General features: G+C 71.2%; 6 protein-coding genes. 4 read left to right on the forward strand and 2 right to left on the reverse strand.

All coding sequences use genetic code 11. The annotated features are described in order from the left end of the window. Window positions 1–254: 254 nt before the first annotated feature. Together L3078_RS23570 and L3078_RS23575 are read left to right on the forward strand one after the other, a co-directional pair. A complete protein-coding gene (locus L3078_RS23570; protein ID WP_239760440.1) occupies window positions 255–5,423 on the forward strand; it encodes a DUF6531 domain-containing protein in 5,169 nt (1,722 codons plus the stop codon). Window positions 5,424–5,454: 31 nt separating this feature from the next. Further along, complete coding sequence (locus tag L3078_RS23575) at window positions 5,455–5,808, forward strand: hypothetical protein (RefSeq protein ID WP_239755942.1); 354 nt, start codon at window positions 5,455–5,457, stop codon at window positions 5,806–5,808. 54 nt (window positions 5,809–5,862) lie between these two features. On the opposite strand, the gene L3078_RS23580 is transcribed toward L3078_RS23575, so the two are convergent. After that, the gene (locus tag L3078_RS23580) at window positions 5,863–7,818 is read right to left on the reverse strand and encodes a YncE family protein (protein WP_239755943.1); all 1,956 of its coding nucleotides are present in this window, start codon (window positions 7,816–7,818) and stop codon (window positions 5,863–5,865) included. Window positions 7,819–8,149: 331 nt separating this feature from the next. Between L3078_RS23580 and L3078_RS23585 the strand changes: the two genes are divergently transcribed. Then, window positions 8,150–8,935, forward strand: coding sequence for a mechanosensitive ion channel family protein (locus L3078_RS23585; RefSeq protein WP_239755944.1), 786 nt, complete (start codon window positions 8,150–8,152; stop codon window positions 8,933–8,935). A gap of 96 nt (window positions 8,936–9,031) precedes the next feature. On the opposite strand, the gene L3078_RS23590 is transcribed toward L3078_RS23585, so the two are convergent. Continuing rightward, window positions 9,032–9,865, reverse strand: coding sequence for an NPP1 family protein (locus L3078_RS23590; protein ID WP_239755945.1), 834 nt, complete (start codon window positions 9,863–9,865; stop codon window positions 9,032–9,034). 290 nt (window positions 9,866–10,155) lie between these two features. Here L3078_RS23590 and L3078_RS23595 point away from each other — a divergent pair, with 290 nt between their 5' ends. Then, a complete protein-coding gene (locus L3078_RS23595) occupies window positions 10,156–14,025 on the forward strand; it encodes an nSTAND1 domain-containing NTPase (RefSeq protein WP_468163456.1) in 3,870 nt (1,289 codons plus the stop codon). The last annotated feature ends 1 nt before the right edge of the window (window position 14,026 follow it).

The following is a 14,026-nucleotide window of genomic DNA, read 5'->3' on the forward strand; positions in this document are numbered from 1 at the left end:
AAGTTAAGTCGCGCACGTCTTGATCCAGTAATCCCCCGGCACTCCGTTCACTGCCGTCACACAGGGGATGCATGATGCGCACGCGGATACGAAGACTCGTCATCTCGGTTCTGGCCCTGGCCCTGATCGTCATCACGGGAGCGGTTCCGTCAACCGCCCTGTCCACGACCGCCACCGCCGACAACACCGCCGCGGCCACCCGGACCGCGCCCGCCGCCAGAACCGCGGCGGACCTCCCGAAACCACCCAAGGCCATGACCCTGGCCGAGCGGCGCAAGCAGGTGAAGCAGTCCCGGGACGAGCTGTCGCCGATGCGCGGGTACGCCGACTCACCCGGCAGGAAACCCAAGGGCAAGCCTCACCCCCGCCCCGACGGAACCGACATGAAGCACGGCCCCGCCGCCGACGAGTCTGAGAACGGAACCGCCGGCAAGACCCTCACCCCCCAGGCTGCCGCCGCGACCTCCGACCCGGCGTGGGTGTCCGCCTGGGCCGTCGCCTGGCCGGGCGAGTTGTCCATCGGCGGACAGGTGAAGTTCTCCTCCGGTACGGGGGCCAACTATTCCGGGCTGTGGATGTACGTCCTCGACGAGGCCGGGACCATCGTCTACGACCAGGAGATCAACCGGGCCACGGACGACCCGGTCAACAAGGACCTGGATAACGGGGCCTGGTGCTACGGCTGGTGGGCCGGCAACGGCGGCTCCCACCCCGCCGACCAGTGCTTCTGGTGGACCGGCAACAAGCTGGGCGGGCACCTGGAGGACGGCAAGGAGTACTACGCCTGGATCTTCCTCAAGGGCTCCGACGGGACCTGGAGCCCGAACGGGACGACGTCCCCGCTGGTGGAGGCCTTCTACACCCCGGAGATCCCCGGCGCGCAGGCCGGTATCTGCTCCTGCTACGCCCAGGCCCACCGCGCCGACCCGATCAACACGGCCACCGGCATGTTCTTCGAGCAGCTCACCGACGCACGCCTGGTCGGTGTCGGTGAGCAGGTGTCCCTGGAGCGCACGTATCGCTCGAACTCCGCCAAGTCCGGGCTGCTGGGACGCGGTTGGGCGACACCCTTCGACGTCAGGCTGACCGTCGCCACGGACAAGGCGACGTACCAGGCCGACGACGGCGCCGAGTTCGTCTTCACGCAGGCGAGCGACGGGACGTACACGGCTCCGGCGGGGTCGGCGGCCAAGCTCGTCAAGGGCGGCGCCACCTACACCGTCACCACGCCCGATCACACCAGGCGGACGTTCAGCGGCACCGGGCAACTGACGTCCGTCGTGGACGGGTCCGGACAGGGGCTCACGCTGACGTACGCCTCCGGCAGGCTGTCCTCGGTCAAGGACGCGGCGGGCCGTACGACCGACTTCACGCTGAACGCCGACGGCCAGGTCACGAAGGTGGGTCTGCCGGACGCCACCTCGGTGTCGTACGCCTACACGGACGGTCTGCTGACCTCCGTCACCGACCCGGCGGGCAAGGTCTCCTCGTACGCCTACGGCACCGACAAGCGGCTGTCCTCGTTCACCGATCCGGCGGGCGGCAAGGTCGCCAACACCTATGACGCCGACGGTCGGGTCAGCACCCAGACGGACCCCAACGGCAAGAGGACCACCCTCACCTGGGACGGCGAGAGCGAGTCGCACACCACCGCGCCGGACGGGGGCGTGTGGACCGACATCTACGCCGGCAACGTACTGATGGAGAGCATCGACCCCTACGGCGAGCGCGTCTCCTACAGCTACGACCGCTATCTCCGGCCGGTCGAGATCACCGACCAGCGCGGCAACAGCACGGAGATGACGTACGACAGCGCCGGGCGCATGCTCACGCGTGGTGCGCCGTCGTCGCTGGGCTACTCGGAGAGTTGGACCTACGACAGCGCGGGCAATGTCCTCAGCCACACGGACGGGCGCGGCAACAAGACGACGTACACCTACGACACGAGCAACCGGCTGACCTCCGGCACCGACCCGGCGGGCGGGAAGACGTCGTACACGTACACCGCGCTGGGTGCCCTGGCGACCGTGACGAGCCCGCGCGGGAAGACGACGACGTACGGGTACGACGCGAAGGGGAACCGGACCTCGGTCACCACCCCGCTGGGTGAGAAGTCGACGTTCACGTACGACGACGCGGGGCGGATCACCTCCAAGACCGACCCCCGGGGCAATGTGGCGGGCGCGGACCCGGCCGACCACACGACCACGTACGCCTATGACGGGCGTGGTCTGCTCAAGTCCGCCACCGATCCGCTGGACCGCACCACCACCTACGGCTACAACGGTGCCGAGCAGCTGACCTCGGTGAAGGACCCGGCCGGGAACACCACCACGTACGGGTACGACGACGCCGGCAACCTGATCCGGACCACCGACGCGGCCGGCAAGTCGGTCACCCGCACCTTCGACTACGGTGCCCGCCTCACCTCCGAGACGGACCCGCTGGGCAACCGGACCACCTACACGTACGACAAGGTGGGCCGGCTGATCGCCTCGGTCTCCGCGCGCGGCAACGTCTCCGGCGCCGACCCGGCCGCGTACACGACGACCTACGCCTACGACGCCGCCGGCAACCGCACCTCGGTCACCGACCCGGCCGGCAACTCCGTCACCACCGAGTACGACGCCGTGAACCGGCCCGTCGAGGTGACCGACCCGCTGGGCAACGCGACGAGCTACACCTACGACGCCGTCGACAACGTCACCAAGGTCACCGACGCCCGCGGCTACGGCGTCTCCTCGGTCTACGACAAGAACGACCGGGTCAGCAGCACCACCAACCAGCTCTCGAAGACCACGGGCTACACCTACGACGCCGACGGCAATCTGCTCAGCCGCACCTCACCCCTGGGCTTCAAGGAGTCCTGGACCTACGACGCCGACGGCCGCCAGGCCACCTCGGTGGACCCACGCGGCAACATCTCCGGTGCCGACCCGGTCCAGTTCACCACCACCAACGGGTACGACGCCGACGGCAACCTCGTCACCGTCACCGACCCTCTCGGCGGGGTGACGACCACCGCCTACGACGCGGTGGGCAACGTCACCAGGCGCACCGACGCCGACAAGCGCGCCACCTCGTACGCCTACGACGAGCTGGACCGGCTCACCACGGTCACCGCCCCCGACGGCGGCACGACCGCCTACGGCTACGACCTGGCGAGCAACGTCAGCAGGCGCACCGACGCCAACGACCACGTCACCACGTACGGCTACGACGCGGCCCGGAGGCTGACGTCGGTCACCGATCCGCTGGACCGGGTGACCTCCTACGCGTACGACGCCGAGGGCAACCGGACCAGGAAGACCACCCCGCGCGGCACCACGAACCACACCTATGACACCCGCGGGCTGCTCACCAAGGTCGACTACTCCGACTCCACACCCGACGTCACGTACGCCTACGACGACGCCGGCCGGATGACGACCCGCGCCAACGCGAAGATGTCCGAGGACTTCGGCTACGACGCGACTGGCAACCTCACCAAGACCCGGGCCTTCTCGTACACCTACGACGCGGCCGGGCAGATGCTCACCCGCAAGTACTCAGACGGCAACACCATCGGCTACTCCTACGACAACGACGGCCGTACGTCGTCCATGACCGCCGACGGGGTCACCACCACCTACACCTGGGACGCGGCGGCCCGTCTGACCCGCTCCGCGCTGCCCAACACCGAGAACGAGGACCGCGTCTACGACCGGGCCGGCCGGCTGACCTCGGTCACCTCCGCCAAGTCCGGCGCCACGGTCACGAAGACGGCGCTCACCCTGTCCGCCGCCGGGCTGCCGACGCACGTCGACGTCACCCGGGCCGGGGTCGCCACCGGCGGCTGGGACCTCACCTACGACGCGGCGGGGCGCCTCACCTCCGGCTGCTTCCCGCAGCCCTGGGTCAGCGGCTGCGCCGCCGCCCGCACCACGTCCTACACGTACGACAAGGTCGGCAACCGGCTGACCTCCACCCTGGGCACGACCAGCACCGGTTACGCCTACGACGCGGCCGACCAGCTGACGTCCAGCACCACCGGCACCACGACCACCTCCTACGCGTACGACGCCGAGGGCAACCAGACCAAGGCGGGCGCCGACACCTTCACCTACGACCTGGCCGGGCAGATCTCGGCGGCCAACGTCGCGGGCAGCGCCTACACCTACGACCACGACGCGAGCGGCAACCAGGTCACCACCGCCAAGGACGGCACGGTCACCAGCCGCACCCAGTGGGACCCGAACGGGCCGCTGCCTATCCTGGCCACCGAGTACGACGGTGCCTGGGCGATCAAGCAGTCATACCGCTACGACCCGCTGGGGCAGCCCACCGCCACCGAGACCGGCTCCGGCACGCTCTTCTACTACCACCACGACACCCAGGGCTCCCCGGTCGACGTCACCGGCAGCACGGGGACCGTCCACCAGCGCTGGGCCTACGACCCGTTCGGTACCCGCGTCCTGAACACGGTCACCAGCGGCGCCCCCGCGAGCACCCCCTCCTACACGGGCGCCCGCTACGAGACGACCACGGGCAACCTGGACCTGCACGCCCGGCAGTACAACACCGGCACGGGCCGCTTCACCCGCCCGGACCCGGCCACGCGGAGCCTGATGACTCCGTATGTCTCGCCGTATGCCTACGCCGACAACACGCCCACGCGGTACACGGACCCGAGCGGCCTGACGCCCGATGATCCGAACAACGACCGTGTCGACAGCCTCGGTGAAGGCCTCAAGATCTTCGGCGACGCCTTCATCGATGTCTTCAAGGCGCCCTTCGAGTTCATGGGCGACGCCCGGGACGCCGTCACCGGCGAGAACGGCGGCGTCGGCGCCTTCACCGACAAGTACCTCCCCGTACGCCCGGCCTACCGCCTCTTCCGCGCCGAGTACCTCCTGCGCGAACAGGGCTGCGACGCCCTCGCCGACCTGTACGCGGACGCGGCGGACGAATTCGTTCAGCAGCTGGTCCTGACCGGAGTCGGCGGGCTCACCGGTTGGCGGCGACAGGCGTACGAGTCAGAGGTGTCGACCCTCAATTCGGGAGGTATAGCTCCGCGCGACTCGAAGGGGAAATACTCCAAGCGTGACGGTGAAGAGGGGCGGGACGGCTCGAACGATGAACTGACGACCTGGGAGAACCTCATTCTGGATGGCGCGACGGTGGTCGCCAGAGAGGTTTCGGTGAAAGCTCCCGGGTTCAAGGTTCGCAAATTCGACGGGCTCATCAACATAAGCGGTCACTGGTACGGGATCGAGACCAAGGGGGGAAGCGCCAAGCGTAATCCGGATCAGAAGAAGTTCGACGACTGGCTCAACCTCCCTGGAAACACGGTCACCACGAAGGACGGGCTCGTTCTCGAAGGTGTGTTCGACTCCTGGATACCGCCGGGTAGCATGAAGTCGCGCGAGCATCTGGACGATTGAGTCGGACGAGACAATTCAGCGGAGGACGGCCGTGAGCTACGATCTTGCGTTCTGGTACGAGGAAGACGCCGTCGACGCCGCGGCCGCCTACGCGAAATATGACGCCATGACGGACGGGGAGTCAGGGGTGGTCGCGCGGAACCCGCGGGTTCTGGAATTCCATCGGGACGTCCTGCGGATTCATCCGGACCTCTCGGAAGACATGTCCGAGGAGGAAGCCGAGCGATCTCCCTGGACTTCTTCCGTCTATTGCAATGGCGAGTGCGTGCTGGTCAGCATCGCCTGGTCCCGGAAGAGCGAGATCGTCGCCGCTCTCGTCGACATGGCGCGCCGCCGAGGCCTTCTCACCTACGACCCGCAACGGGAGGCGGTCATCGAGGCGTGATGATCTGATCCGGCCCCAAGGGGAGGGCGCCCCCGGTCGGGGGCGCCCTCTCTGTCAGCTGGTGTAGATGAAGTACTTCCACGGGCCGTACGTCGTGGTGTTGACGTTGTCGCCCGAGGTCGTGTCGTGGTACTCCGAGCGGAAGCGGAGGCGGATGTTCGTGGTCGGGGTGCCGGTGAGGGTCACATCGGACCGGCCCGCGGTGCCGAGGGGGAAGTACTCGGAGCCCCCGTCGTGCCAGGCGCCGTTGTAGTGGAACTGCAGCTGCAGGCGCTGCTTGCGCTCCGGGTAGTACGACATCGTGGTCTTCAGGACCGGGTCCTTGGACTTGCGGATGTAGTGGTACTTCTGGCCCCACGCCGACCGGGTCGTGTAGTGGCCCGAGATCGACGACGAGATGGCGACCTTGGTGTAGACGGTGTTGGTGACCGTCCTCGGCTTGTAGCGCGAGTCGCCCGCGAACTTCACCGAGAGCTTGGTGTCACGCTTGAGGTCCACGGTGACCGACAGGTTGCCGCTGGAGTTCACCGTCCCCGACTTCACCAGCTTGTTCGGCCGGTCCGAGCCGTACGGGTCGGCCCAGATCTCGACCTTGCGGTTCTTGTACGTCGTGCCGAGGTGCGCCGTGAACTTCACGTCCGCGCCGTACGCGTACGTCTTGCGGTTCTTGTCCAGCGTCAGCGTCGGCGTCGCCCGCGAGACCTCGACGGAGCGCGAGGCGGACGCGGCGGTGTGCTCCGCGTCGCCCGCGTACGACACCTTGTAGGTGACCTTGCCGCCGGCCGGCGGGGTGTCCGTGAAGGAGAACTTGCCGCCCGTGCCCAGCGTCTTCGTGCCGAGGGACTTGCCCGTGGGGGACTCCAGGTCGGTCCGGGTGACCGTGAGCGGGGTGCCGGCGGGCAGGGCCAGGCCCGAGGTGAGCTTGCCGGAGACCGTGAGCGACTTGGCGCGGGTGGCGGTCGCCGGGGCGCTCACGGTGAGGGTGGCGGCGTACTTGCGAGGCGCGTCGAGGACGTGGAAGAGGCTGCCCTCGCCGCTCCCGGTCAGCACGAACAGCTTCTGGCCGTCGCCGGACCAGCCGATGGAGTGCCCGAAGAACGGCATCCAGTCGCGGGACAGGTTGCGGACGCTCGCGGGCTTGTCGGCGCCGACGGGGAAGACGTACGTGTCGCCGGCGTCGTCGGTGTCGATGACGGTCGCCGCGACCGTGCCGTCCGGGGCGACACTGACGTTCTGCGGATCGTCGGCAACCGGGTAGGTGCGCACCTCCGAGAGGTCGGAGAGCCGGTACTCGGTGAGCGCCCTGTTGCTGGGCCCCGCCACCACGACCGACTTGCCGTCCGGCATCAGGGCGGCGTCCTCGTAGTCGCCGCCCTTCTCGGCGGAGGCGTGGATCACAGGGGTGCCGGAGGAGATGTCGTAGACGACGATCGGGGCCGAGCTGATGCCGAAGTCGAGGGCCGTCAGGGTGCCCGGGTTGTCGGGATCGGCGAGCAGCACCGGCTGGCCGGACCAGTTGTAGCCGGCCGCGAGGTCCAGGTTCACCGTCGGGGTTTCGGCGGTGAGGTCGACCGCGCCGATCCCGGAGTCCCAGTTCTGGCCGTAGCCGAACCAGAGCTTGCCGTCGGCGTAGGCCACCCGGTGCGGGGCGGTCTTCTCGCCGGTCGGGTACTCCGCGCTCAGCGCGAGCGTCGCGGTGTCGACGGCGACGATCTTGTCGGCCTCCGGAGCCGTGGCGTACAGCGTGCCGGAGTCCGGGCTCAGCTCGAGGTCGTTGACGCCGGGCAGACCGGTGAGGGTCTTCACGACGTTGCCCGCGTAGTCGGCGACGATGACCTTGCCGCCGTCGGAGAGGAAGACCTGCTGGTGGACGCCGTCGACCACCGTGTCGTCCGCCCAGTCCGAGAGCGGGAACGGCTTGGCGCTGTCGGCCGACGCCGTGGGCGCGACCGCGAGGGCGGCCGAGCTGAAGAGGACTGCCAGCGCGGTGGCAGCCGGAAGAGTGCGCATACGCACAGGTTTCGAACCCCCCGGAACGAAAGAAATGGGCGCGTCGTCGGATGCCGTCGCGCGGGGCCGGTGTGTTCGACCTGTGCCGCGCGTGTGACACCTGTGACGCGTGAGCGAAGACTAGGTCATGCCTCTGACAAGAGGGTCACAGGGGGTGGTGGGGAACTCAACGTATTTACGGGACGCCCGTCCACTCCGGCGCACGCGCCCTCCACGCACCCCGCGCGCGGTCACCCGAACGGCCCTGAGGTGCGCCGTCACCCGGTCGGCCCACTGCTATCCACAAGGGGAGGGGACGTATCCGACGTACCCGCGAAGGGAAGAACCACCCATGGTCAGCCTGTCCGTCGACCTGCCCGTCGACTTCACCCAGGGCCTGAACGACGCCTGGTCCAAGGTCGCGCAGTTCGTACCGCAACTCGTCGCCTTCCTCGTCATCCTGGTCGTCGGCTGGTTCGTCGCGAAACTGGTCTCCCGCGTCGTCGACCGCGTCCTGCGCAAAATCGGCTCCGAGCGCCTCTCCGAACGTGCCGGAACGTCACGGCTGCTGCGGGACTCCTCGTACGACCTGACCGGCATCCTCCGCCGGATCGTGTACTACGCGCTGATGCTGATGACCCTGCAGTTCGCGCTGGGCGTCTTCGGCGCGAACCCCGTCAGCGCCCTGATCGACGACATCGTGGGCTGGCTGCCCCGCGCCGTCGTCGCCGTGGTCCTCGTGGTCGTCGCGATGGCCGTCGCGGGCGCGGTGCGCGGGATCGTCGGGGGCGCGCTCGCCTCCCTCTCCTACGGCCGCGCCCTCGCGACCGCCGTCTGGGCCTGCGTCGTCGGCCTCGGCGTCATCGCGGCGCTCGGCCAGGCCGGCATCGCCCGCGACGTCACCCGGCCCGTCCTCTACGCCGCGCTCGGCACGGTCGCCGGCATCCTCGTCGTCGGTGTCGGCGGCGGCCTGATCGGGCCGATGCGGCAGCGCTGGGAGCGGATGCTGACGACGGTGGAGCGGGAGACCGTGCAGGCGCGCGGGAGCGTGGCGGCGTACCGGGCGAGCCGCGAGGCGGCGATCGGCCACCAGGCCGGCTCCCGCGAGCGGGCGGACACGGCGAGCACCGAGAGCTGACCGCCACGCACGACGACGGCGGCGCCCGGCCTCGATGGAGAGCCGGGCGCCGCCGTCATGCGTGGTGTTCGTATCCGTCTGGTCCTCTTCGGACGGTCAGCCCGCGCCGTTCGGGTCGAAGGCGATGCCCGCGGGCTTGGCGCGGCTCAGCTCGGTGGCGAAGCGGCCGTCCTTCAGCGGGAAGTTGGCGTCGCCCCAGGTGGCGTTCTGCATCGTGCTCTGGAGGCTCGAGGTCCAGGTGTTGCTGGTGCCCGGGTAGCTGTTCCAGCTGACCAGGCCCGGGAAGTCCCAGCCGCCGTTGCCCCAGGCCTCCGCCGTCTCACCGGACTTGGCGAAGCGGAAGGCGTGGGTCAGCGCGCCGTCCTTGTGGTAGACGACCTTCAGCCGGACCCCGTCCTTCGGGACCGAGGCGAACGTGGTGGTGGAGTAGCCGCCGTGCGCGGAGACGGACACGTACTCCGGCGTGCTCGCGCCCTGCCGCACCCAGACCACCGCGGCCTCCCAGTCGTGCCGGTGCGAGGTGGCCGTGCAGTCGGCACAGCTCATGTCCTTCTCGAAGTACAGGGTGTAGACGATGGCGCACCACCCGTTGTTGCACTTCGCGCGCGAGTACGTGTTGGCCTTGCCGAGGTGGTCCGAGCGGCACTGCCCGGTGACCGGACCGCTGTCGTCGAGACCGCCGTTGAGGGCGCCGCTCGCGTTGATCGCCGCCGCCGGGAAGCAGCTGTCGGAGTCGTAGTCGAAGACCGGCTGGAACGTCTTCTGGAACGAGGTCGTGCTCTCGTTCAGCGGGGTCAGCACGCCCGCGTGCGCGCTGCCGGTGAACCCGATGGTGAGGGCGACGGCGCTGCCCGCGACCGCCGCGGCCCTGCCGAGACGGGCGAGGCGCGAACGCACGGACTCCGTGGACCTGTTCGTGGCGTGGGACATCAGCGGTTTCTCCACTCGGCTCAGCGTGGGGGGCGCCGGTGATCCGGCTCTGCGGAACCGAGGCTGGCAAGCGGAAAGTTGATCGGCACCTCCTCCCACCGGGGCAATCAACTCGGCGCCCCGCTTCCGAGTTGTTCGGCCCGGCGTACGACGGCTGTCATCAACACCACACTTCGCGCGCCCAGGGTTACGCGTGTCCACCTGCGTACGTATGGTGAGCGCCGCCTGAACCGGAAGCGGGTGATCCTGTGGGGCGTCCCGAAAGACCGTTGGACCCGGCGGCGGGGCCCGTGCAGCGCCTCGCCCACGAACTGCGGGAGCTGCGCCGGGCGGCGGGCGGCCCGTCCTACCGGGCGATGGCCGAGGACGCCGGCTTCTCCGCGACGACCCTCTCCCAGGCGGCGGCCGGTGAACGGCTGCCCTCCCTCGCCGTCGTCCAGGGCTATGTCCGGGCCTGCGGCGGCGATCCGGCCGACTGGGAGCCGCGCTGGAAGGAGGCCGACGCCGCGGCCGGCGCGGCCGCCGTGGAGGACGGCGGCGACCACCCGGCGCCGTACCGGGGCCTCGCCCGCTTCGAACCCGACGACCACGCGCTGTTCTTCGGCCGCGACCGGCTGGTGGAGGAGCTGTGCGACCTGGTCGACGCCCACCGCTTCGCGGCTGTCTTCGGCGCCTCCGGCAGCGGCAAGTCGTCGTTGCTGCGCGCCGGTTTCCTGCCCCGGCTGCGCGAGCGGATCGCCCGGCAGGAGCGCGTGCCCGCGCTGCGGGTCCTCACCCCGGGCGCCCGCCCGGCCGAGACGTACGGCCACCTGCTGACCGTGGCCGACGGCGAACCGGACAGCTGGGTCGTGGTCGACCAGTTCGAGGAGGTGTTCACCCTCTGCCGGGACGAGACCGAACGGGCCCGCTTCCTCGACCTCCTCCTCACCGCCCGCGACCCCGGCTCCCGCCTCCGGGTCCTCATCGCCGTACGCGCCGACTTCCACGCCCGCTGCGCCGAACACCCCGGCCTCGCCGAGGTCCTGCGCCACGCCGGGCTGCCCGTCGGCCCGATGACCGCCGACGAACTGCGCGAGGCGGTGGTACGGCCCGCGCAGGCTGCCGGACTCCTGGTGGAACGGTCCCTCGCCGCCACGGTCGTCGAGGAGGTCCAGGGCCGCCCCGGCGCGCTGCCCATGCTGTCGCACGCCCTGCTGGAGACCTGGCGCCGCCGCCGGGGCCGCATGCTCACGGCCGCCGCGTACGAGGCGGCCGGTGGTCTCAACGCCGCGATCGCGGCGAGCGCGGAGGCCGTCTACGGCGAACTGTCCGCGCCGCAGGCCGTCGCCGCCCGGCAGTTGCTGCTGCGGCTGGTCGAACCGGGACGGGGCACCGTCGACACCGGGCGCCCATTGACCCGGGACGAACTCTCCGAGTGCTCCCACCCCGACACCCCCGTGGTCGCGGAACGGCTCGCCCGCGCCCGGCTGCTGACCGTCGACGAGGAGGGCGTCCGCCTCGCCCACGAGTCGCTGATCGGCTGCTGGCCCCGGCTGCACGGCTGGATCGACCAGGACCGCGAACGGCTGCGCCACCACCGGCAGCTCACCGAGGCCACCCGCGCCTGGCTGGAGCACGACCGCGACCCCGGCACGCTCTACCGGGGCACCCGGCTGGCCCGGGCCGAGGAGGTGTTCCCCGGCCACGCCCGTGACCTCGCGCTCACCGAGGCCGAACGGGCCTTCCTCACCGCCGCGTTCGACGTCCGGGAGACCGAGCGGCGCGCCGCCGGCCGCGCCACGCGCCGCGCCCGGGCCCTGGTGGGCGCGCTCTCCGCGGTGCTCGCGGTGGCGCTCGTCGCCGGGCTCGCGGCCTGGCGGCAGCGCGATGACAACGTTCTCCAGCGCACGCAGAACACCGCGCGCCGGGTCGCCGCCGTCGCGGACGGCCTGCGCACCACCGATCCGCGCGCCGCGCTCCTCCTCGGCGTCGCCGCCTGGCGCATCGCCCCGCTCCCGGAGACCCGCCGCGCGCTCCTCGGCTCCCTCGCCCAGCCCGAGGTGGACGCCTTCAGCGACCCCGCCTCCGGCTACCGCTCCCAGCGGTTCCTCGCCGACTCCGGCCGCACCCTCCTCAGCGTCGACGACCGCACCTGGCAGACCTGGGACCTCGCCACCCGCCGCACCACCGCGTCCGGCCACCTCCCGCCCGGCGAGGTCCTGGCGGCGGGCCCCGACGCCCGCGTCCTCGCGATCTCGACGACGCGGGGGGCGGGGGACGGCGACGCGCACGGCGTGGTCCGGCTGTGGGACGTGCGCGCCGGCCGGTGGACCGGGGGAACGCCGCTGCGGCCGTCGGGCGGGGAGGGGACGGGGATCGCGTTCGGAGCGAGCGGGGGGAGTCATGTGGTGGGGGAGGGGGCGGGTGGTTCGGGGGCGGACGGGGCGGTCGGTGGGCGGGTGCGGGTACGGTCCGTCGTGGACGGGGCCGTGTTGTTCGAGGCGCGCGGGGTCACGCCGGCGAACGTGGCGCCCGACGGGGACGACCGGCGGGTGGTCGTGTGCCCGGCGGGGAAGGCGCCGCGCGTGCTGGAGGTCAACGGGGGGCGGGTGGTGCGCGGCTCCTGGGAACGGGAGCGCGGGGTCTGCGGCGCCGACTCGGCGGTGGTGTTCGGCACCGACGACCAGTTCGCGGTCGTGGCCGGTGGCGAGGTACGGGTGTGGGACGCCGGGACCGGCACCCGGGTGGCCGTCCTACGGGACCCCGGCGTGCGGTACGCCACCTTCAGCCTGGACGGCGGCTTCCTGGCGACCGCCGGTTCCGCCGACGAACTCCGGGTGTGGCGGCTGTCGTCACCGGCCGCCCCCGTCCTGCGGCACCCCCTCAACAACCAGCACCTGGACGGCGGCCTCGCCTGGGACCCGGGAACGCCCGTCCTGCGGTACCTGGAGGGCGGCACGGCCCACACCCTCGACCTCACCACCACGGTCACCGAGGCCTGGCGCGACCGCCCCGTGGACGGGGTCCTGCTGAGCCCGGACGGCCGCGTGTACGCGACGGCCACCAGGACGGGGCGGAGCCTGGCGCTCGGCACCGGCGGCGGCACCGGCGCGGACGAAGGCTCCGGATTCCGCTTCGAACTCCGCGACACCCGCGACGGCCGCCTGATCCGCACCCTGCCGTCCTCTCCCTCTCCCTCTCCCTCCCCCTCGCCCTCCCCCTCGCCCGCTCCCCCGGCTCCGGCCGCCGTCGCGTCTCCGGTCGGCTCCCCCCAGAGGCTCGCGCCGGCCGACACCGTCCCCAGGATGGCGTTCAGCCCCGACGGCGGCCGGTTCGTCTACGGCGTCACCGGCCCCGGTGCGCGGGGCGCGTCGCAGTGGTTCACCGTCTGGGACGTGGCCCGGGGCCGCGCACAGAGCGTGCTGGACCTGGGCCGTACCCGGTCCGGCACCGAGGTGACGGCGCTGGCCGTGACCCCCGACGGCCGCACCCTCTTCACCACCCGGACCCCGGTCGACGGCGAGCCGGGCAACGAGCAGTGGAACACCGAGACCCGCGGCCGCGTCGACACCCTCACCGGACCGGACCTGGGCGGCGCCCGTCTCGCGCTCAGCCCCCGCGACGAACTGGTCGTCGGCGACAACCGGGTGGCGCGCGGCGGCACCGGGGGGAGCGTCGCGCTGGACCTCGTCCAGGGCGACCACATCAGCGCGCTGGCGTTCAGCCCCGACGGGAGCCGGGTGGCCGCGGGCGACCGCACCGGCCGGGTCGCGTTGTGGGACGGGGATCTGCACCGCCGGGCCGGGGTCCTGCGCAACGTCTTCCCGGCCCCGCTCGGCGGCGGCACCCCGGAGGCCGTCAGCGCCCTGGCCCTCAGCCCTGACGGCCACACCCTCGCCGTGGGCGGCGACGCCGGCACCGTCCAGCTCTGGGACACCACCACCCAACAGCCCCTGGGCGGACCGCTCCCCTCCCCCGGCGAGCGCATCGCGTCACTCGCCTTCAGCCCCGACAACACGACCCTCTACGCCGGCGGCGCCCACGTCCCCCTCCTCCGCCACACGGTCGCCCCGAGCCGCACCGTCGACCAGGTCTGCGCCCGCGCCGGGAACGAGGACCTGTCGAGGGGCGAGTGGGACACGTACGTACCGGACGCGCCGTACCGAAAGGTATGCGGCTGAG

Origin of the sequence: Streptomyces deccanensis, from assembly GCF_022385335.1 — a bacterium.
GTDB lineage: Bacteria > Actinomycetota > Actinomycetes > Streptomycetales > Streptomycetaceae > Streptomyces > Streptomyces deccanensis.